General features: G+C 70.9%; 19 protein-coding genes. 15 read left to right on the forward strand and 4 right to left on the reverse strand.

The features are described 5' to 3' along the window. Nucleotides 1-47: 47 nt before the first annotated feature. A complete protein-coding gene (locus AB0C75_RS05700; RefSeq protein WP_362887397.1) occupies nucleotides 48-857 on the reverse strand; it encodes an NAD(P)-dependent oxidoreductase in 810 nt (269 codons plus the stop codon). A gap of 285 nt (nucleotides 858-1142) precedes the next feature. On the opposite strand from AB0C75_RS05700, the gene AB0C75_RS05705 reads away from it, so the two are divergent. The 15 genes from AB0C75_RS05705 (at nucleotide 1143) to AB0C75_RS05775 (ending at nucleotide 17676) form a co-directional block, all read left to right on the forward strand. Continuing rightward, nucleotides 1143-2102, forward strand: a complete 960-nt coding sequence (locus AB0C75_RS05705; RefSeq protein ID WP_362887399.1) for a 5-dehydro-4-deoxyglucarate dehydratase — start codon at nucleotides 1143-1145, stop codon at nucleotides 2100-2102. Further along, nucleotides 2099-3280 carry a hypothetical protein gene (locus AB0C75_RS05710; protein ID WP_362887401.1) on the forward strand — a complete coding sequence of 394 codons (1182 nt, stop codon included), beginning with the start codon at nucleotides 2099-2101 and terminating at the stop codon, nucleotides 3278-3280. Before AB0C75_RS05705 ends, AB0C75_RS05710 begins: the two co-directional genes overlap by 4 nt. A 188-nt stretch (nucleotides 3281-3468) precedes the next feature. After that, entirely contained in the window at nucleotides 3469-4125 is a 657-nt protein-coding gene (locus AB0C75_RS05715) for a GntR family transcriptional regulator (RefSeq protein WP_362887403.1), read from the forward strand. 32 nt (nucleotides 4126-4157) lie between these two features. Next, nucleotides 4158-5060 carry a dihydrodipicolinate synthase family protein gene (locus AB0C75_RS05720; RefSeq protein ID WP_362887613.1) on the forward strand — a complete coding sequence of 301 codons (903 nt, stop codon included), beginning with the start codon at nucleotides 4158-4160 and terminating at the stop codon, nucleotides 5058-5060. Continuing rightward, nucleotides 5057-6805, forward strand: a complete 1749-nt coding sequence (araD, locus tag AB0C75_RS05725; protein WP_362887404.1) for an L-arabinonate dehydratase — start codon at nucleotides 5057-5059, stop codon at nucleotides 6803-6805. The genes AB0C75_RS05720 and araD overlap by 4 nt, the downstream gene beginning before the upstream one ends. A 133-nt stretch (nucleotides 6806-6938) precedes the next feature. Beyond that, nucleotides 6939-7877 carry a sugar ABC transporter permease gene (locus AB0C75_RS05730; RefSeq protein ID WP_362887406.1) on the forward strand — a complete coding sequence of 313 codons (939 nt, stop codon included), beginning with the start codon at nucleotides 6939-6941 and terminating at the stop codon, nucleotides 7875-7877. 11 nt (nucleotides 7878-7888) lie between these two features. Next, nucleotides 7889-8794: a carbohydrate ABC transporter permease gene (locus tag AB0C75_RS05735; protein ID WP_362887615.1), complete on the forward strand. Its 906-nt coding sequence runs from the start codon at nucleotides 7889-7891 to the stop codon at nucleotides 8792-8794. Beyond that, on the forward strand, nucleotides 8791-9993 hold the full coding sequence (locus AB0C75_RS05740) for a Gfo/Idh/MocA family oxidoreductase (protein ID WP_362887408.1): 1203 nt from the start codon (nucleotides 8791-8793) through the stop codon (nucleotides 9991-9993). The genes AB0C75_RS05735 and AB0C75_RS05740 overlap by 4 nt, the downstream gene beginning before the upstream one ends. Then, nucleotides 9990-10814 carry a PmoA family protein gene (locus tag AB0C75_RS05745; protein ID WP_362887409.1) on the forward strand — a complete coding sequence of 275 codons (825 nt, stop codon included), beginning with the start codon at nucleotides 9990-9992 and terminating at the stop codon, nucleotides 10812-10814. Before AB0C75_RS05740 ends, AB0C75_RS05745 begins: the two co-directional genes overlap by 4 nt. Further along, a complete protein-coding gene (locus AB0C75_RS05750; protein WP_362887410.1) occupies nucleotides 10811-12358 on the forward strand; it encodes a glycoside hydrolase 43 family protein in 1548 nt (515 codons plus the stop codon). Before AB0C75_RS05745 ends, AB0C75_RS05750 begins: the two co-directional genes overlap by 4 nt. A gap of 106 nt (nucleotides 12359-12464) precedes the next feature. Continuing rightward, nucleotides 12465-13799, forward strand: coding sequence for a sugar ABC transporter substrate-binding protein (locus AB0C75_RS05755; RefSeq protein WP_362887411.1), 1335 nt, complete (start codon nucleotides 12465-12467; stop codon nucleotides 13797-13799). A gap of 125 nt (nucleotides 13800-13924) precedes the next feature. Further along, nucleotides 13925-14755: a rhamnogalacturonan acetylesterase gene (locus AB0C75_RS05760; protein ID WP_362887412.1), complete on the forward strand. Its 831-nt coding sequence runs from the start codon at nucleotides 13925-13927 to the stop codon at nucleotides 14753-14755. 74 nt (nucleotides 14756-14829) lie between these two features. Further along, entirely contained in the window at nucleotides 14830-16158 is a 1329-nt protein-coding gene (locus AB0C75_RS05765) for a polysaccharide lyase family 1 protein (RefSeq protein ID WP_362887413.1), read from the forward strand. Nucleotides 16159-16345: 187 nt separating this feature from the next. Then, a complete protein-coding gene (locus AB0C75_RS05770) occupies nucleotides 16346-17455 on the forward strand; it encodes a pectinesterase family protein (RefSeq protein WP_362887414.1) in 1110 nt (369 codons plus the stop codon). After that, nucleotides 17452-17676, forward strand: a complete 225-nt coding sequence (locus AB0C75_RS05775) for a hypothetical protein (protein ID WP_362887415.1) — start codon at nucleotides 17452-17454, stop codon at nucleotides 17674-17676. Before AB0C75_RS05770 ends, AB0C75_RS05775 begins: the two co-directional genes overlap by 4 nt. Nucleotides 17677-17813: 137 nt before the next feature. On the opposite strand, the gene AB0C75_RS05780 is transcribed toward AB0C75_RS05775, so the two are convergent. The 3 genes from AB0C75_RS05780 to AB0C75_RS05790 form a co-directional block, all read right to left on the reverse strand. Next, complete coding sequence (locus AB0C75_RS05780) at nucleotides 17814-18662, reverse strand: pectate lyase (RefSeq protein ID WP_362887417.1); 849 nt, start codon at nucleotides 18660-18662, stop codon at nucleotides 17814-17816. Nucleotides 18663-18760: 98 nt separating this feature from the next. Continuing rightward, the gene (locus AB0C75_RS05785; RefSeq protein ID WP_362887419.1) at nucleotides 18761-19474 is read right to left on the reverse strand and encodes a hypothetical protein; all 714 of its coding nucleotides are present in this window, start codon (nucleotides 19472-19474) and stop codon (nucleotides 18761-18763) included. Next, nucleotides 19474-20046 carry a SigE family RNA polymerase sigma factor gene (locus AB0C75_RS05790; RefSeq protein WP_362887421.1) on the reverse strand — a complete coding sequence of 191 codons (573 nt, stop codon included), beginning with the start codon at nucleotides 20044-20046 and terminating at the stop codon, nucleotides 19474-19476. The genes AB0C75_RS05785 and AB0C75_RS05790 overlap by 1 nt, the downstream gene beginning before the upstream one ends. Between the last annotated feature and the right edge of the window lie 10 nt (nucleotides 20047-20056).

Raw genomic sequence — 20056 nt, forward strand, 5'->3', positions numbered from 1 at the left:
TACCTTTGAAGGCTTGCCCCGTACGGGCGTACGGGACAAGAGGGCCCTCAGTAGGGCCAGATGGGCGGGTTCGTGACGAAGTGGCCGCCGATGCGGGCCTGCTCGGGATTGGCCGGGTCCAGCTCGCCGTGCTCGGCGACGAGCTTCTCGGCGTACTGCTCGGAGTCGTCCTGCGGCTCGTAGCCGAGGGAGCGGGCCGTCGTCAGGTCCCACCACAGCCGGGTGTTGTCGGAGGAGCCGTAGACCACGGTGTGCCCCACGCCATCGGCGGTGAGGGCCGCGTGGAAGAGGCGGGCCCCGTCGCCGGGGCTCATCCACATGGACAGCATCCGCACCGACGTCGGCTCCATGAAGCAGGAGCCGATCCGCACGGAGACGGTCTCCATGCCGTGCTTCTCCCAGTAGAGCTGGGCCAGGTCCTCGCCGAAGGACTTCGAAAGGCCGTAGAAGGTGTCGGGGCGGCGGGGGGTCTCGACCGGGATCAGCGGGTCGCCGTCGCGTGGGTACGGGGTGTAGCCGACGGCGTGGTTGGACGAGGCGAACACGATGCGCCCGACGCCCTCCTCGCGCGCGGCCTCGTAGAGGTTGTACGTGCCCTCGATGTTGGAGTGCAGGATCTTGTCGAACGAGGCCTCGAGGGAGATGCCCGCGAGGTGGATGACCGCGTCCACGCCACGCACCGCTTCCCGCAGCGCGGCCTTGTCGCCGAGGTCGGCGGTGACGGCGTCCGGTTCGCCGTCGATCGGGGTGAGGTCGAGGAGCCGGAGGTCGTAGCCGTACGCGGGAAGCAGCCCCCGCATCAGGGTGCCGAGGCCGCCGGCGGCGCCGGTGAGAAGGACGGTGCGCGGAGCTGGCATACGGGGATCTCCTCGGTGCGGGCGCGGGGGCACGTCTGTGTCGCACGGCCGCCCGACGCGTCAAAGCCATGGGCAGCATTCACATGCGTGGACACGCTAAGAAGTTGCGACGGACCGCGTCAAGTGTCGCTCGGGGTCGGCCGGTTCGCTCCGAGTTCGGATGCTCGTGCCTTGACCGACGCTGCGAGCCTGGCTTAGCGTGGCATCGTTCATAAATATGGACGCCGATCATAATTGTGCACGCCGTACGCGCCGTGCAACGCCCGCATCGCTCAGGGAGCGCCCGTGACCTCAGCCCCCCTAGCCGCCCGACTCACCGACGTCGCCGGGCCGCTCTTCTTCCCCGTCACCGCCTACGGTCCGGACGGCACCATCGATCTCGACGCATTCCGCGCACATGTGCGCAAGGGTGTGGACGCCGGTGCGGCAGCCGTCTTCGCCTGCTGCGGCACCGGTGAGTTCCACGCCCTTGCCCCGGAGGAGTTCCGGCGCGTCGTCGGGGCGGCCGTCGAGGAGACCGCCGGACAGGTGCCCGTGGTCGCCGGCGCCGGCTACGGCACGGCGCTCGCCATCCAGTACGCGAAGCTCGCCGAGGACGCCGGCGCGGACGGGCTCCTCGCCATGCCGCCCTACCTCGTCGTCGCCGGTCAGGAAGGGCTCCTGGCCCACTACGCGGCCCTCGCCGCCGCCACCTCCCTGGAGACGGTCGTCTATCAGCGGGACAACGCGGTCTTCACCCCGGAGACGGTCCTCGCGCTGGCGCGGACCCCGGGGATCATCGGCCTCAAGGACGGCTACGGCGACCTCGACCTGATGCAGCGCATCGTCAGCGCCGTACGCACCGGGCTGCCCGGTGAGGAGTTCCTGTACTTCAACGGGCTGCCCACGGCCGAGCTCACCGGGCTCGCCTACCGGGGCATCGGTGTCGCGCTCTACTCCTCCGCCGTCTTCGCCTTCGCCCCCGACATCGCCATGGCCTTCTACCGGGCGCTGGACACCGGCGACGACGTCCTGGTCAACGCGCTGCTCGACCACTTCTACCGGCCGTTCGTCGAGCTGCGGGCCAAGGGCCGCGGCTACGCGGTCTCGCTCGTGAAGGCGGGCGTCCGGCTGGAGGGCCTGGACGTCGGACCGGTGCGCACCCCGCTCACCGAGCCCCCGGCCGCGCACATCGAGGAGCTGACCTCGATCGTCGCCGACGGCCGCGCGCTGCTGGAGAAGCACCGTGCGGGGGAGGCGAAATGAAGGCATCGGCATTCCTGTACCCCTGGGACGTCGTGGGGGACCCGGACGCCCCGGCACGCCTCGCGGGCCTCGGTGTCCAGCAGGTGACGCTCGCGGCGGCCTACCACTCCACCCGGGCCCTCACCCCACGCCACCCCGGCCACCGGATCGTGACGGCCGAGCACGCGGCGGTGCTCTACCCGCCCGACGCCACGCGCTGGGCGGGGCGTGAACCGCGCCCCTACGCGCAGACCTGGGTGACGGGGGACGACCCGTACGCCGAGGCGGCCGAGGCCCTCGCGGCCGCCGGGCTCCAGGTGCACTCCTGGGTGGTCCTCGCGCACAACTCGCGCCTGGGCGCGGAGCATCCGGACACCTCCGTGGTCAACGCCTACGGCGACCGCTACCCCTGGGCGCCGTGCATCGCGCAGCCCGCCGTCCACGCGTATCTGGTGGACCTGGCGGCCGAGGCCGCCGTGCGCCCCGGGGCGGCGGGCACCGAGCTGGAGTCCTGCGGCTGGTACGGCTTCGCCCATCTGCACGCCCACGACAAGACCTCCGGGGTCGCGCTCGGGGACGCCGCGCAGTATCTGATGTCCCTCTGCTTCTGCGCCGACTGCCGGGCCGGCTACGCCACCGTGGGGCTGGACGCCGAGGAGCTGCGTACCGCCGTACGCCGCGCCCTGGAACCGGTGTTCGCCGGATCCGGATCCGGCGAACAGGGCTGGGCCGCCGTCGAGAAGCTGCTCGGCGCCGGCCTCGCCGACGCCACCCTGCGGTGGCGCGTGCAGGTCGCCAAGGGCCTCCAGGAGGCGGCCGTCGCCGCTGTGCGGGCCGCGGCAGCACCGGACTTCCAGGTCCTGCTGCACGCCGACCCCGCCTCCTACCGCACGGGCGCCAACGTCGGGACCGATCCCGCCCACATCCTGTCGACCGCGGACGGCGTAGTGCTGCCCTGCACCGGCGGCGAGCAGGCGCGCGAGGCCGTACTCGGGCCGTTCGCGGGGCTGTCCGGAGTGCTGGCGGCGAACTTCAACGTGGTGAGCGCGATGGGCGGCAGCCCCGCGACGCTGGCACAGGACGCCGCGCACGCCGCCTCGCTCGGCGCGAACGAACTGCGCCTCTACCACGCGGGCCTGGCCTCGGGGCCGGACCTGAGCGCCGTCACGAACGCGCTCTCCGCCGTCCGCGGCGGCTGACCCCGGGGCGTCAAAGGCCCCCCTTGAAGTGCGGGTCCCCGGTGTGCGGCCGGGGACCTGCGCCATGTTCGGCGAACTTCTTCTGTCAGAAGCGTTGACGAAACATTCCCACCGCTCTAGCTTCATCGCGTCGTACTTCGTACGTCATATATGAGACGCGATACGCGAGATGTGAGAGCTCTTCACCCATGACCTTTGCGCCTGCCCCGATTCCGTCCAGGACCCAGTACGTGCTGGAGGCGATCAAGCACGCCATCCTCACCGCGCAGCTGAAACCGGGACAAGCGCTCGTGGAGACCGAACTCGCCGCGCAGTTCGGGGTGTCGAAGACGCCCGTACGCGAGGCCCTGAAGACGCTCGCGGGCACCGGACTCGTCGTCATGAGCCAGTACAAGGGTGCCACCGTGCGGCTCGTCGACGCGACCATGGCCCGCGAGGTGTACGACGTGCGACTGCTCCTCGAACCGGAGGCGCTGCGCCGCTCCATCACCCGCAAGGCCTCTCTCGAGGCGGCCCAGGAGGCCCTGGAGCGCGCCGACTCGGCGATCGACAAGGCGGACAGGTCGCTCGCCAACCGGGACTTCCACCGGGCGCTCTACGTCCCCTGCGGGAACCCGTTGCTGGCCCGGATGCTCGACGAGATCCGCGACCAGGCCGCACTCGTGTCGACCGTGGCCTGGTCCGCGATCCCCACCTGGGAGCGCGAGGCGGCCGAACACCGCGAGATCCTGCGGCTCGCCCTCGCCGACGACGCGGCAGCCGCAGCGGCCGCTCTGCACGACCACATCGCATCGTTCGTGCGCCGTGCCTTCCCCGACGACGAAGACGGGGGTGACACGGCGTGAAACACCAGCACCTCGACGAAAGGCCAGTCCGCATGGACCTCTCCCCGCTGAAGGCGGCCCTCGCAGACGTTGTGGCGATCCCGGTGACCCCGTTCACACAGGACGGGAGCATCGACATCCCGGCGCACCGCGCGCTGCTGCGGCGGCTCCTCGACGGCGGTGTCCGCATCGTCACCCCGAACGGCAACACCGGTGAGTTCTACGCACTCACCCCCGACGAGCGGCGCACCGTCACCGAACTCACCGTCGAGGAGGCGGGCGGCCGTGCCACCGTGGTGGTGGGGGTCGGCCACGACGTGCCGACCGCCGTGGCCGCCGCCGAGCACGCCAGGGACATCGGGGCCGAGATGGTGATGGTGCACCAGCCGGTGCACCCCTACGTCTCGCAGGACGGCTGGGTCGACTACCACCGCGCCATCGCCGAGGCCGTCCCCGGGCTCGGGATCGTGCCGTACGTCCGTAACCCGCTGCTCGCGGGCGAGCGTCTCGCCGAGCTCGCGGACAGCTGCCCCAACGTCATCGGCGTGAAGTACGCCGTCCCGGACGCCGCCCGCTTCGGCGCGTTCGCCCGGGACGCGGGCCTGGAACGGTTCGTATGGGTCGCCGGTCTCGCCGAGCTGTACGCCCCCTCCTACTTCGCGACCGGCGCCACCGGATTCACCTCCGGACTCGTCAACGTCGCGCCCGGTGTCTCGCTCGCCATGCTGGAGGCACTGCGGGCGGGCGACTACGTCGCGGCCATGAAGGTCTGGGAGCAGATCCGCCGCTTCGAGGACCTGCGCGCCGACCGGCAGTCCGCCAACAACGTCACGGTCGTCAAGGAGGCCCTGGCCTCGCTCGGACTCTGCCGGCGCGACGTACGTCCGCCGAGCCGGGCCCTGCCCGAGCCGCAGCGCGCCGAGGTCGCCCGTCTGGTCGCCGGGTGGTCGATATGAGCGACACCGGCGCGGGGGGAGGCGGCCGCATCGCCCCCGAGGAGCTGCGCAGCCACCAGTGGTACGGCACGGACGGGCTCCGCTCGTTCAGCCACCGCGCCCGCACCCGGCAGCTCGGCTACCTCCCCGACGAGCACCTGGGCAAGCCGGTCATCGCGATCCTCAACACCTGGTCCGACATCAACCCCTGCCATGTACACCTGCGTGAGCGTGCACAGGCGGTCAAGCGGGGCGTCTGGCAGGCGGGCGGCTTCCCTCTCGAATTCCCGGTCTCCACCCTCTCGGAGACCTTCCAGAAGCCCACCCCGATGCTCTACCGCAACATGCTGGCGATGGAGACGGAGGAGCTGCTGCGCTCCTACCCCGTCGACGGCGCCGTGCTGCTGGGCGGCTGCGACAAGTCCACGCCCGCCCTGCTGATGGGCGCCGCGTCCGTCGACCTGCCGACGGTCTTCGTGCCCGCGGGACCGATGCTGCCGGGGCACTGGCGCAACGAGGTCCTGGGCTCCGGCACGGACATGTGGAAGTACTGGGACGACAAGCGGGCCGGTCTGATCGGCGACTGCGAGATGGCCGAGCTGGAGAACGGGCTCGCCCGCTCACCCGGCCACTGCATGACGATGGGCACCGCCTCGACCCTGACGGCCGCGGCCGAGGCGCTGGGCGTCACCGTGCCGGGTGCCTCGTCGATCCCGGCCGTCGACTCCGGGCACGACCGGATGGCGGCACAGTCCGGGATCCGGATCGTCGAGCTGGTGTGGCGGCAGCTGAAGCTGTCGCGCATCCTCACGGCGGACGCGTACGAGGACGCGGTCGCCACCGTCCTGGCGCTCGGCGGCTCCACCAACGCCGTCATCCATCTGATAGCGATGGCGGGCCGTTCCGGGGTGAAGCTCACCCTGGACGACTTCGACCGTATCGCCCGCACCGTGCCCGTCCTCGCCAACCTCCGCCCCGGCGGGAAGTACCTGATGGAGGACTTCCACTTCGCCGGGGGGCTGCCCGGATTCCTGGCGCGGCTCACCGACGTACTCCACCTGGACCGGCCCACCGTCGCGCACGACACCCTGCGTGAACAGCTCGACGGAGCGCTCGTCCACAACGCCGACGTCATCCGGGAACGCGAGGACCCGCTGGCCGACGAGGGCGGTGTGGCGGTCCTGCGCGGCAACCTCTGTCCCGACGGCGCGGTCATCAAGCACATCGCCGCCGAGCCGCATCTCCTGCGCCACACCGGGCCCGCGGTCGTCTTCGACGACTACAAGGAGATGCAGCGCACCATCAACGACCCGGCCCTGGCCCTCACCCCGGACCATGTGCTGGTGCTCCGCAACGCCGGCCCCAAGGGCGGCCCCGGTATGCCCGAGTACGGCATGCTGCCGATCCCCGACTACCTGCTGAAGCAGGGCGTACGCGACATGGTGCGGCTCTCCGACGCCCGGATGAGCGGCACCAGTTACGGCGCCTGCGTCCTGCACATCGCCCCCGAGTCCTTCGTCGGCGGGCCGCTCGCCCTGGTCCGCACCGGTGATCCGATCACGCTGGACGTCGAGGCGCGGCTGCTGCACCTCGACGTGTCCGACGAGGAGCTGGAGCTGCGCAGGGCCGCGTGGACCGAGCCGCCCGCCCGCTACGGACGCGGCTACGGGGCGCTCTACCAGGACCAGATCACCCAGGCCGACACCGGCTGCGACTTCGAGTTCCTGGCCAGGCAGGGAGAAGTGCCCGACCCCTACGCGGGCTGAACCCGGGCTGAACCCGGGCGAAGAGAATTCCGCGCATCGCCCCGTCCGGAATATCGAACGGCATGCGGTAAGCGCTTGCACCATGCACCGAAAGAACGGCACATCCAGCTCATCCAGAGATCGGAGACGCGTCATGGCCCAATCCGCAGCCGTGGCCACACCACCCCCCAAGGGGAAGGCGTCCAGGCGCCGCTCGGCCACCCCCCGCCGACTGCCGTATCTGCTGATCGCGCCGGCCGGCCTGCTGATGCTGGGCTTCATCGCCTATCCGGTGATCAGCGTCTTCTACTACAGCCTGCAGAACTACAACGTCACCAAGCCGTGGCGGAACGGCTTCGCCGGCCTCGACAACTTCACCCGGATCTTCACCGACGACGACAAGTTCTGGCCGACGCTCGGCTTCAGCGCCCAGTGGGTCTTCACCCAGGTGACCCTGCAGCTCGTCCTCGGCCTCGCGCTCGCCCTGATCGTCAACCAGAGCTTCATCGGCCGCGGCATATCCCGCGCCATGGTCTTCTCGCCCTGGGCCGTCTCCGGCGTCCTGACCAGCACCATCTGGATCCTGCTCTACAACTCCTCGACCGGCTTCAGCCGCTACCTCGCGGACGCCGGGATCGGTGAGTACGGCACCTCGGTCCTCTCCGACACCGGGACCGTCTTCTGGGCGGCGACCGTCTCCGAACTCTGGCGCGGAGTGCCCTTCTTCGCCATCCTCATCCTCGCCGACCTGCAGTCCGTCTCCAAGGAGCTGTACGAGGCGGCGTCGGTGGACGGAGCGGGCCGGATGCGGCAGTTCTTCCACATCACGCTGCCGCACCTGCGCGACGCGATCATCCTGGCCACCCTGCTGCGCGGGGTCTGGGAGTTCAACAACGTCGACCTGCTCTACACCCTCACCGGCGGCGGACCCGCGGGCGAGACCACCACACTCCCGCTCTACGTCGCCAACACAGGCATCGAGGGCCACGACTTCGGATACGCCTCCGCGCTCACCACCGTCGCCTTCGTGATCCTCCTGTTCTGCTCGATCGTCTATCTGCGCCTGAGCAAGTTCGGAGGCGACAAGAAGTGACCGCCGCACTCGTGGAGAAGAAGAACGGCGCCCGAACGCCGGGCCCCGACCGGGACGACGCCGCCCCGCCGCCCTCCCCGCCCCGCCGCCCCAAGCGCGAGCGAGCCTTCGACGACGTACCGCGCTGGCAGATCTATGTGCCGCTCGGGATCTACCTGCTCTTCACGCTCATCCCGTTCTACTGGATGCTCCTTTTCGCCGTACGGCCCGCAGGATCCACCTCGCTGGTGCCCTGGCCGATGACGGCGGACCACTTCTCCAAGGTCTGGAACGAGCGCAGCTTCGCCCTCTTCTTCCAGAACAGCATGATCGTCGGGGTCGCGACGCTGATCGCCACGACCCTGGTCGCGCTGGCCGGCGGCTACGCCCTGGCCCGCTTCGACTTCAAGATCAAGGGCGCCTTCATGCTGGCGCTGCTCTGCTCGCAGTTCATCCCGGGCGCCCTGATGCTCGTGCCGCTCTTCGAGATCTTCAAGAACCTCCAGATGATCAACTCCCTGGGGAGTGTCGTCATCGCGGAGACCGTCTTCCAGCTCCCCCTCTCGATCATCCTGATCAGCGGCTTCATCAAGAACGTGCCGGTCTCGCTCGAAGAGGCCGCCTGGGTGGACGGCTGCTCGCGCTTCAAGGCGTTCTGCGCCGTGGTCCTGCCGCTGCTGCGCCCCGGACTGATCGCGGTCGGCTCCTTCGCCTTCGTCCACAGCTGGAACCACTTCCTGTTCGCCCTGATGTTCCTCAGCGAACAGGACAAGCAGACGATCCCGGTCGGCCTCAACACTCTGATCGGCGCCGACAGCGTCGACCTCGGAGCGCTGGCCGCGGGCGGGGTGATCGCCGCCGTGCCCGTGGTGATCGTCTTCGCCTTCATCCAGAAGTGGCTCATCACCGGCTTCAGCGCCGGTGCGGTGAAGGGATGACGGACATGACCCGGACGCACCACCCGACGCGTGCGACCACCCCGGTGCCCCTCGTCCTGGCCGGAGCCCGCGGCCACGGCCGCTGGCACCTCGCCAACATCCGGCGCCTCCAGCACCAGGGCCTGGTCAGGCTGGCCGGGATATGCGAACTGAACCCGCTGACCGAGGACGAACTCGACCAGTTCGCCGGGGAGATGCCCGAGCAGTCCGATGACTTCGGGGCGCTCCTCGACTCCACCGGCGCCCGCGGCGCCGTCATCTGCACCCCCATCCCGACCCACACCGCGCTGGCGCTGACCGCGGCGGCCCGTGGTGTCCATCTCCTCCTGGAGAAGCCGCCGGCCGCGACCTGGGACGACTACGCCCGCATGGCCGAGGGGGTGCGGGAGGCGGGCATCGCCTGCCAGATCGGCTTCCAGTCCTTCGGCTCGCACGCCGTGGGGGCCGTCAAGGACCTCGTACGCTCCGGGGCGATCGGCACGGTCAGGGGCGTCGGCGCCGCCGGTGCCTGGGTCCGCGACGACGCCTACTTCCGGCGGGCGCCCTGGGCCGGGCGCCGCCGGATGGGCGGGACCGACGTGGTCGACGGGGTGCTCACCAACCCCCTCGCGCACGCCGTCGCCACCGCGCTCGAACTCGCCGGCCGGGGGACGGCCAAGGACGTGGCGTCCATCGAGACCGAGCTGTTCAGGGCCCACGACATCGAGTCCGACGACACCAGCTGCGTCCGGGTCACCACCACCGACGGGCTGCCGGTGACCATCGCCGTCACCCTCTGCGCGGAGGAGGCCGACGAACCGTATGTGATCGTCCACGGCGACCGCGGACGCATCACCTTCTGGTACAAGCAGGACCGGATCCTCGTCCAGCGTTCCGGACACGGCCCCGAGGAGACCGTCCACGGACGGACCGACCTCCTGGAGAACCTGCTCGACCACCTGGAGCACGGCACCGAGCTCCTCGTACCGCCCGAGCGGACCGGTGCCTTCATGCGGGTCCTGGACGCCGTACGCACCGCACCCGAGCCCACCGCGCTGCCGGCCACCGCCTGGCACAGCAGGCCCGCCGACCACGGCGACGGCGTACGGCGCATCGTGCGCGGCATCGACGGCACCGTCGCCGCCGCGGCCGACACCCTCACCCTCTTCTCCGAACTAGGCGCCTCCTGGGCGCGACCAAGCGAGGTGAGCACAGCATGACCACCGCACTCCTGAGCTGCGCCGGGCGCCCCGTCGGCCGCTACAGCTACCGGCCCGAGACGGACAGCCGCCCCTATCTGCACCCCGTCACCACGCTCGCCGGCATCCCCGTCACCGAGGAGCGGCCGGCCGACCACCTGCACCACCTGGGCGCCTCGGTCGCGGTGCCCGACGTGGCGGGACACAACTTCTGGGGCGGGCGCACCTTCGTCCGCGACCAGGGCCCCACCGCGCTCGACAACCACGGGACGCAGCGCCACATCGGCTGGAAGCTGCGCGACCCGGACGGCTTCGTGGAGGAGCTCAGCTGGGAGGCCGACGGCGCCGAGCTGCTGCGCGAGCACCGCACGGTCGCCGTCGGCGGGATCTCCGCGACCGCCTGGGCGCTGGACTTCTCCTTCTCCCTCTCCAACCGGAGCGGCAACGACCTGTCCATCGGCAGCCCCGCCACCAACGGCCGCCCCGGCGCCGGATACGGCGGCTTCTTCTGGCGTGCGCCCAAGGAGGACGTCCCGCCCGCCGTCTTCAGCGGAACGCTCGACGGCGAGGAAGCCGTGCACGGCAGGACCGCCGACTGGCTGGCCCTCGCAGGGGACGGCTGGACGCTCGTCTTCGCCGGTGCGACCGACGAGACCCGGCGCGACCCCTGGTTCGTACGGACCACCTCGTACCCGGGGGTCGGCTCCTCCCTGGCCGCCGACCGCCGGCTCCCCGTCGCCGCCGGAGCCACCGTCGTGCGCCGGGTCGTCACCGTCGTCGCCGACGGACGCCTCGACCGGGACGCCGCGGCGGCCCACGTCCGCAAGGCGGTCGCCGCATGACGATGCCCTGGAGACCCGACCTCGGTAACGGCACCTACCGCAACCCGGTCCTGAACTCCGACTGGTCCGACCCCGACGTCGTACGCGTCGGAGACGACTTCTACCTCACCGCCTCCAGCTTCGGCCGCGTACCGGGACTGCCCCTGCTGCACTCCCGCGACCTCGTCAACTGGACGCTGGTGGGTCACGCGCTCGAACGGCTCTCACCGGACGCCGACTTCGCCGTGCCCCGCCACGACTGCGGGGTGTGGGCGCCCTCGCTGCGCCACCACGCCGGGCGCTTCTGGATCTTCTGGGGCGACCCCGACCACGGTATCCAGCAGATCAACGCCGAGGACATCCGCGGCCCCTGGAGCGCCCCGCACCTCGTCAAGTCGGGCAAGGGCCTCATCGACGCGTGCCCCCTGTGGGACGAGGAGACAGGCGAGGCCTATCTGGTGCACGCCTGGGCGAAGTCACGCTCCGGCATCAAGAACCGCCTCACCGGCCACCGGATGAGCCCCGACGGACGTGAGCTCCTCGACGCGGGCACGACCCTCGTCGACGCCGACACGATCCCGGGCTGGTTCACCCTTGAGGGACCCAAGCTCCACCGGCACGACGGCTGGTTCTGGATCTTCGCCCCGGCCGGGGGAGTGGAGACCGGCTGGCAGGGGGCCTTCCGCTCGCGGACGTTCGAGGGGCCCTACGAGGAGCGGGTCGTACTCGCCCAGGGCAGCACCGAGGTCAACGGCCCGCACCAGGGCAGCTGGGTCAGGACCGCCGCGGGCGAGGACTGGTTCCTGCACTTCCAGTCCCGCGGAGCGTACGGCCGTGTGGTGCACCTCCAGCCGATGCGCTGGGAGGGAGGCTGGCCGGTCATCGGTGACGAGGGGGAACCCGTCCTCGTGCACCGCAGCCCCGAGGCCCCTGAGCAGCCCGCAGAAGCGCCGGCCTCCGCCGACGACTTCCCCGGCGGCCGGTACGGCAGGCAGTGGCAGTGGACCGCCAACCCGCGGCCCGGCTGGACGGTCCGGCACGGCGGCGACGGGCTGCGCCTCAGCTGCGTGCGGACCGCGTACGCCCACGACCTGCGCGCCCTGCCCAACGTCCTGGTGCAGCGGCTGCCCGCCGAGGAGTTCACCGCCGAGACCTCCCTCACGCTCGACTCCCGCGAACCGGGGGCCAAGGCCGGGCTCGCCGTGCTCGGGGACGCCTTCTCCTGGATCGGTCTCGAGGCCGGGCCCGACGGGACGGCCAGGCTCGTACACCGCTACGCCGAGGCCGTCGCCGAGCACGAGCGGGACGCCGAACACCCCCGCCCCGCACCCGGGGCCGCCGTCCGCGTCCGTATCGAGGTCACCCGGGGCGCCCGCTGCCGCTTCTACGCCGACACCGGCGACGGGACCGGCTTTCAGGCCTCCGGACAGGTCTTCGCGGCGGCCCCCTGGCGCTGGGTCGGCGCGCTGCTGGGCCTCTTCGCCACCGCGCCGGCCGGGACCGAGCCGTCAGGAACGGCCGGCTTCACCTCGTTCCGCACCACCGGAACTCCTCGCACCGTCTGACCCCGCACCGTCTGACCCGCACCGCTGTAGGAGCCGCGATGACGCACCTGCGTACCACCGACCTCCCCCCACGCACGTGTACAGATTCCGAGAGAGACGAGCTGACATGAACATCTCGAAGGCGTTCCGGGGGCGTGCCGCGACCGCGGTGTCCCTCACGGCGGTCCTGGCCCTCGGAGCCACTGCCTGTGGTGACGACGGCAGCAGCTCAGGCACGGAGGGCAGCGGAAAGGGCGAGATCACCTTCTGGGACAACAACGGCGGTCCACGCACCGCCGTCTGGACCGAGATCATCAAGGACTTCGAGAAGAAGAACCCGGACATCAAGGTCAAGTACGTCCCGATCCCGATCGCCGACGTCCAGTCCAAGTACGACACGGCCATCGCCGGCGGCGGGCTCCCCGACGTGGGCGGCGTCGGCACCGCGTTCCTGGCCGGGATGGTCTCCCAGGAGGCACTGGAGCCGGTCAACGACCGGCTGGAGAAGTCGTCGCTGAAGGGCAAGCTCGTCGACAACATGGTCGAGAGCGTCAGAGCCGCGGCCGGACGGGGCGACGACGTCTACGCCGTGCCGACCTCCGCGAACAACGGCGCGCTCTGGTACCGCACCGACCTGTTCAAGGCGGCGGGCCTGGACGCGCCCTCCACCTGGCCCAAGTTCTACGAGGCCGCGGACAAGCTCACCGACGCGAAGAACAACAAGTTCGGCTACACCATCCGCGGCGGCGCGGGCTCCATCGCGCAGGCCCTGGACGCGATCTACGGCCAGACCGGCATCACGGACTTCTGGGACGGCGACACGACGACCCTGAACGACCCGAAGAACGTCGAGGCGCTGGAGAAGTACGCCGCCCTTTTCAAGAAGACGACGCCGGCCGCCGACGTCAACAACGACTTCACCAAGATGGTCGCCCAGTGGGACACCGGCACCATCGGGATGCTCAGCCACAACCTCGGCTCCTACCAGGACCACCTGAAGGCGCTGGGCGAGGGCAAGTTCGCCGGGATACCCGCCCCGATCGGGGAGGGCGGCACACGCGTCCAGGTCTCCAACCCCGTCGACGGCCTCGGCCTCTTCCGTACCAGCAAGAACAAGACCGCGGCCTGGAAGTTCATCGAGTTCGCGGCCTCCCACGAGTCCAACAGCAAGTGGAACGAGTCCGCGGGCGCCATCCCGGCCAACACCGAGGCGGCCAAGGACCCCTGGATCTCCGAGGCGGAGCCCACCGAGCTCGCCGCGAAGGCCCTCACCGACGGCTCCACCAAGATCGTCGACCTGCCGTACTACCTGCCCGACTGGAACAACATCAGCAAGGCGGACAACGAGCCGGACTTCCAGAAGCTGCTCCTCGGCAAGATCACGGCCAAGGCGTTCCTGGACAAGGTGGCCGGTGAGCTGAACGCCGCCCAGAAGGAGTGGAAGGAACTGGGCAACGGCTGACCTGCCGTCCAGCGAGCCGCCACCCCCGATGACCGGGACCGGCGGCGGTCCGGGTCGCACCCCGCCGCCGGTCCCTCCTCCCCGCGCATCCCTCATGTGTGTTCTCCGAGAGAGGCAGTCATCCTGTGTCACTCACCCGTAGACGGACGGCAGCCGCGCTTCTCGCGCTGCCCCTCGCTCTCAGCGCCACCCCCGTGTCGGCGCACGGTGGCGGTGGCGGGAGCAGACCCCGGCCCCGCACACTCCATATCGCGGGCGACTCCACCGCGGCCCAGAAATACGCCGACGCCGCGCCCGAGACCGGCTGGGGCATGGCCCTGCCCTTCTTCCTCGGTGGTGCGCTCACCATCGCCAACCATGCGGTGAACGGCCGGAGTTCGAAGAGCTTCGTCGAGGAGGGCCGCCTCGCGGCCCTCCTCGACGGTGTCCGCCCCGGCGACCTCGTCCTCATCCAGTTCGGGCACAACGACGAGAAGACCGAGGACCCGGACCGGGGCACCGACCCGTACACCACCTACCAGGACTATCTGCGCCAGTACGTCAAGGGCGCCCGGGACCGGCGCGCCGAGCCCGTGCTGATCACCCCGGTCGAGCGCCGTAGCTTCACCGAGGAGGGCGCCGCCCGGCCCACCCACGGCGAGTACCCCGCCGCGATGCGCGCCCTGGCATCCGACGAGGGCGTCACCCTGCTCGACGTCCAGGCGCTCTCGCTCGCCCGCTGGCAGGAGCTCGGACCCGAGGGAACCGAGGCCCTCTTCAACTGGCTGGTGCCCGGGGAGTCGCCGAACTATCCCGAGGGACAGCAGGACAACACGCACTTCCGGCCCGAGGGTGCCGTCGAAGTGGCCAGGACGACCGCCCGCGCCCTGCTGGACGCGCGCGTGCTCGCGGCGCGCGACGTACGCCGTCTCGACGAGCCGGTGCCCGGTGCGTGGATCACCTGGCCGCAGAGCTGACGCGTCTCTTCTCTTCTTCCTCTCCTCCTTGCCACTTGCCCCTCTTTTCCACACACGACAGTCAAGGATTCGGCATGCCCGCACGCATGAGAAACGTCCGCGCCATCGCTGTGGTGATGGGCTGCGCCTCGCTCGCCCTCGCCGTGAGCCTCCCCGCCCAGGCCTCCTCCCCCCACAGCAGGGGGATCGAGCGCGCCGTACTTCCCTCGGGTGACGGCTGGGCCTCGGCCGACGGCTCCACCACGGGGGGCGCACAGGCCACCCCCGACCACGTCTACACCGTCACCGACCGGGCCGAGCTCATCGCCGCGTTCGAGGACGCCGGGGACGCGCCGAAGATCATCAAGATCGCCGGGACCGTCCACGGCAACGCCGACGAGACCGGCACCCCGATCGGCTGCGAGGCCTACCAGCAGGACGGCTACACCCTGGAGAAGTACCTCGCCGCCTACGACCCGGAGGTCTGGGGCACCGACGAGGTGCCGTCGGGCCCGCTGGAGGACGCCCGCGTCGCGTCAGCGAAGCTGCAGGCCGCCGCGGTCAACGTGAACGTCCCGTCCAACACCACGATCATCGGCGTGGGCAAGGATCCGACGGTCATCGGCGCCAGCCTCCAGGTGAAGAACGTCTCCAACGTCATCATCCGCAACCTCTCCTTCGAGGACACCTACGACTGCTTCCCCCTGTGGGACCCGACCGACGGCGACACAGGGCACTGGAACTCCGAGTACGACAACCTCGTCGTGTACGGCTCCGACCACGTCTGGGTCGACCACAACACCTTCAGCGACGGTGACCGGCCCGACGCCGACCAGCCCAGCTACTTCAACGAGGTGTTCCAGCAGCACGACGGGCTCTTCGACATCGTCCGGGGCGCCGACCTGGTCACCGTCTCCTGGAACGTCCTCAGGGACCACGACAAGACGATGCTCATCGGCAACAGCGACAGCGCCGGGGACGACGACCGGGGCAAGCTCCGTGTGACGCTGCACCACAACCTCTTCAAGGACGTCAACGAGCGCGCGCCCCGGGTGCGCTTCGGACAGGTCGACTCGTACAACAACCACTTCGTCGCGTCCAAGGGCGCCGCCTACGGCTACTCGTACGGCATCGGAGCCGAGTCCCAGCTCGTCGCCGAGCACAACGCGTTCACCGTGCCCAAGGGCTTCGACAAGGCGACCATCCTCAAGAAGTGGTCCGAGTCCTCCCTCTCGGCCGGGGACAACTACGTCAACGGACGCCGGACCGATCTGATCGCCGTGCACAACGCGGGTGTGCCCGAGGAGCAGCTCACCGAGGGCGCCGGCTGGACCCCGGCGCTGCGGGCGAAGGTCGACCACCCGCTGGCCGTCCCGCTGCTCGTCGGCCTCGGCGCGGGCGCGGGCAGGGCCTCGCTCCGCTGACCCACCCCCCCCGAACGGCCGGAGCGGCACCGCACGCTCTCCATCACCCCGGAGAGCGCCGCTCCGGCCCCATCCGTCCCCTCCGGACCTGTCCCCTCCGGACCCGTCCCCTCCGGACCCGTCCCCTTCGGACCTGTCCCCTCCCGCCTTGCCCCTTCCGGCAGACCCCGTCCAAAGGAGTACCGCCATGCCCAGCAGACGCCGTGCGCTGACCCTGCTCGCGGGCGCGGGCACCGCCCTCACCCTCGGCGCGCCCGCAGCCCTGGCCGGGCCCGCGCGCCCGCGCCCCTTCGGCCGCTACGGTGCGCCGTCCCGGCGGCTCGACGCCCTGACGCTGTACGTCGACCCTCGCGGCAGGGGCGACCACACCGACGTACAGTCCGCCGTCGACGCCGCGTCCGGACCCGGGCACACCCTGGTGCTCGCCCCGGGCACCTACCGAGGCCCTGTCCTCGTCACCGCCGACCGGGCGGAGCTCACCCTGATCGGCGCGAGCGGCGACCCGCGCGACACCGTCATCGTCCACGACAACGCGGCAGGGACGCCGAAGCCCGACGGGTCCGGCACCTACGGCACGAGCGGATCGGCCACCGTCACTGTCGCGGCCGCAGGTTTCACCGCCCGCGACGTGACCTTCGCCAACGACTGGCTGCGCTCCGACAACCCGGAGTACACCGACACACAGGCCGTCGCGATCAAGGTGCAGGGCGACCGATCGGCGTTCCACGGCTGCCGCTTCCTCGGCCACCAGGACACCCTGTACGCCGACTCCCTCGCCCTCACCGACTTCGCCCGCCAGTACTACCGCGACTGCTACGTGGAGGGGGACGTCGACTTCGTCTTCGGCCGCGCCACCGCCGTCTACGACCGCTGCCACTTCCGCACCCTGACCCGCACCGACCTGGCCTCCGCGCCGTACGGCTTCGTCTTCGCACCCAGCACCGCCGGAGCCAACCCGCGCGGCTACCTGGTCCTGGGCTCCCGGGTCACCAGCACCGCCCCTGACGCGTACTACAAGCTGGCCCGCCCCTGGGTGCCCTCGTCGGACCTCACCGCACACCCGATGCTGACCGTCCGCGACAGCCATCTCGGCGCGGGCATCGACGCGGTCACGCCGTACGGCACGATGTCCTCGGGCTTCCCGTGGCAGGACCAGCGCTTCGCCGAGTACCGCAACACCGGCCCCGGCGCACGCGTCACCGTCCCCGGCCCCGGCAACCGGCCCCAGCTGACCGCATCCGAGGCCCGCGCGCACACGGCGGCCCGGTACCTCGGCGACTGGCGTCCCTACGCGTGAACCTGGGGATCACCGGGCGGGTCCTTCCCGCCTTCTACGAGCGGCTGAGGGACGAACTCACCTTCCCGCTCTCCTGGGAGAGGTCCGTGGCCCATGACTTCCCGGCCTGGCGCGCGGAGGCGCGCGCCGTGGTCGGGGAGTCGCTGCTGCAGCCGACGGGCTCCCGGCCCCGAGCCCTTCGGCCCCGAGCCCTTCGACCCCGTGACCGTCGAGGAGCGTGACGCGGGGACGTACACCGCGCGCACGAGCGCATCGAATCGACTCCGGTGTTCGGGAAGATCACGCTGCATCCCTGATGTGCGGGCCCGGACCGCGGTGCGACCGCGGTCCGGGCCCAGCGTGATCCGGACGAGAGGCCCTAGTCGTAGCTGATGTCGGACTCCGAGTAGAGGCAGTACGTGCCGTCGGGGCCGCTGCCCACCTCGTCCGGCTCGTCACCGGTGTCGTTGCCCTCGTAGCGGACGCACGGCTTGATCTTCTTGCTGCTGTCGCCGTGGATCCTGATCGAGCTCAGCGTGGCGGTGTCCCCGTAGTTGCTGTTGATGCCGACCAGGGACTTGCCGGGTGCCGTGACGTCGACGTCCTTCACGACGATGTCGCGCTTGTACATCGTGGAGCAGTTGCCGCAGGACCGGACGAGCTTGCCGAAGTCCTCGACCTGGAACCCCGAGACGGTCAGCGTGCCCGTGCCGTTGAACTGGAACACCTTGTCCTCGGCACCCTTGGCGCCGCCGCCCTTCACCGTGTACACGGAGCTCGACGACTTGCCCTTGAACGTGGCGGCGTCCTCGCCGACGTCGGTCCACCAGACGTTCTCAAGGGTGCAGCTGCCGGAACAGTGGACGCCGTCGGCGGCGGGGGAGCCCAGGACGACGTTCTTGAGGGTCGCGCCGTCGGCCAGTTCGAACAGCGGGTCCTGGCCCTCGTCCTGACCGTCGCCGCCGAGGTCTCCCTCGCCGTAGAACTCCTTGAGACCGCCGTCGTAGCTGCCCGAGACCTCGATGGTCTCCGAGACGGCCTCGCTGCCGCTGGGGGTGGGCCATTCGGCCACCGCGGCGGCTGTCGCGTCCGCCGGTGCCGCGCCTGCGGGCTGGAGCATCATGTTCGTGGCCAGGGCGGCGCCGGTGAGGCCCAGGGCCGCGGTCAGCGCGGTGGCCATGCGGCGCTTGCCGACGCGGCGGCGGTGTGTGTGCGCTCGTTCACTCATGTCGATCGATCCCGTTCTGGAAGGTGGGGGGAGCGTCCTGCACTCCTCCAGTCGCCGCCGTCCACGGAACGGTTGCCGGGGTTCCGGATTGTTCTCGCTCAGCGCCCGGTGCCGAAGTCGCCGCCCACCGAGGTCAGTTCACCCGCCGCACGCCCCCGCGCCGTGTAGTCGTCCCGCCCGATGTCGCGGGTGCCCTCCGCGTGGTTGTACTGCCCCGCGAAGGTGTGCGTCCCGGCCGGTACGCTCCGCCCCTGCTTCAGGGTCCAGCGGTAGACGAGGTGGCCGTCCTCCTCGCGCGCCGACACCACGAAGTCCTTCTCGGGCAGCGAGCGCCAGGAACCGGTGCTGTTCACCCCGCCGTTCAGCGCGATCCGCAGTTCGACGGTGAGCGTGGACAGTGTCCGGGCCGTCGTGACCGTCACCTCGCTCTGCGCCCAGTAGTCGTTGCTGTCCGGATTCAGCGAACCCTTCGACGTCAGCGGTCCGTCCTCGGCGGGCAGCACACCGCCCCGGCCAGGGGGCGGTGTCGCGGAGGCGGACGTCGAGGGCTCGGCGGCCACCCGCTGCCCGCCCGCAGGCTGCTCACGGCCGGCCGTCGATGTGACCGCGAACGCCCCGGCCGTCAGCACCCCGCACACCGCCGCCGTCGCGCCGACGACCCGCAGCCACGGCATCGGCGTACGAGGCGGGCGGGCGGGACGGGCCGGTGGCTCCTGCGCCATGCCGCGCTCGACCCTGGCCAGCATCCGTGCCCGGTCGGGGCGGTGCGAAGCGGCGGCTGCGCGCAGCCGCTCCCGCAGGTCCTCGTCCATCAGTGCCTTCCTCCGGTGCGCTGTCCGGCGGCGGCCACCTGCACCTGTGCCGCCGGGGCCTCGGGGCCGAGCAGCCGCTGGAGTTCCGCCACACCGCGCGAGGTCTGGCTCTTCACCGTACCCACCGAGATCCCGAGGACCAGAGCGGTGTCGCGTTCGGACAGATCGAAGGCGTGCCGCAGAACCACGCACGCACGCTTACGGAACGGCAGTCTGCGCAGTGCCCCTTGGACGTCCACCACGGCCGGCACATCGGGCCCGTCCGCCGCATAGCCGTCCCCGGCGCCGCGCGGAGCCCAGAACAGCGCGATTCTTCGGCGCTCCCGGACCGCGCTGCGGATGCGCGTACGGGCCAGGTTGGCGACGACCCCCCTGGCGTACGCCACCGGGTGGTCGGCACCCCTGACGCGGTCCCAGCGGTGCCAGAGCGCCATGAGCGCGTCGGCCGCCAGATCGTCCGCCGCATCCGCCTCACCCGTCAGCAGATGGGCGAGCCGGGCGAGTTCGGCGTAATGCGCCTCGAAGAACGCGTGGAACTCGGCGGCAGCGGCATCATCCACGACGGTGCCCACGTGTACCCCT

This window comes from Streptomyces sp. NPDC048565, assembly GCF_040650935.1.
Lineage (GTDB): Bacteria > Actinomycetota > Actinomycetes > Streptomycetales > Streptomycetaceae > Streptomyces.

Bases quoted from the DNA above. Each gene is read 5' to 3' on its own strand.
- AB0C75_RS05700 (WP_362887397.1), bottom strand. From the start codon at position 857: ATGCCAGCTCCGCGCACCGTCCTTCTCACCGGCGCCGCCGGCGGCCTC.
- AB0C75_RS05710 (WP_362887401.1), top strand. From the start codon at position 2,099: ATGAAGGCATCGGCATTCCTGTACCCCTGGGACGTCGTGGGGGACCCG.
- AB0C75_RS05715 (WP_362887403.1), top strand. From the start codon at position 3,469: ATGACCTTTGCGCCTGCCCCGATTCCGTCCAGGACCCAGTACGTGCTG.
- AB0C75_RS05720 (WP_362887613.1), top strand. From the start codon at position 4,158: ATGGACCTCTCCCCGCTGAAGGCGGCCCTCGCAGACGTTGTGGCGATC.
- araD (WP_362887404.1), top strand. From the start codon at position 5,057: ATGAGCGACACCGGCGCGGGGGGAGGCGGCCGCATCGCCCCCGAGGAG.
- AB0C75_RS05730 (WP_362887406.1), top strand. From the start codon at position 6,939: ATGGCCCAATCCGCAGCCGTGGCCACACCACCCCCCAAGGGGAAGGCG.
- AB0C75_RS05740 (WP_362887408.1), top strand. From the start codon at position 8,791: ATGACGGACATGACCCGGACGCACCACCCGACGCGTGCGACCACCCCG.
- AB0C75_RS05745 (WP_362887409.1), top strand. From the start codon at position 9,990: ATGACCACCGCACTCCTGAGCTGCGCCGGGCGCCCCGTCGGCCGCTAC.
- AB0C75_RS05750 (WP_362887410.1), top strand. From the start codon at position 10,811: ATGACGATGCCCTGGAGACCCGACCTCGGTAACGGCACCTACCGCAAC.
- AB0C75_RS05755 (WP_362887411.1), top strand. From the start codon at position 12,465: ATGAACATCTCGAAGGCGTTCCGGGGGCGTGCCGCGACCGCGGTGTCC.
- AB0C75_RS05765 (WP_362887413.1), top strand. From the start codon at position 14,830: ATGCCCGCACGCATGAGAAACGTCCGCGCCATCGCTGTGGTGATGGGC.
- AB0C75_RS05770 (WP_362887414.1), top strand. From the start codon at position 16,346: ATGCCCAGCAGACGCCGTGCGCTGACCCTGCTCGCGGGCGCGGGCACC.
- AB0C75_RS05780 (WP_362887417.1), bottom strand. From the start codon at position 18,662: ATGAGTGAACGAGCGCACACACACCGCCGCCGCGTCGGCAAGCGCCGC.
- AB0C75_RS05785 (WP_362887419.1), bottom strand. From the start codon at position 19,474: ATGGACGAGGACCTGCGGGAGCGGCTGCGCGCAGCCGCCGCTTCGCAC.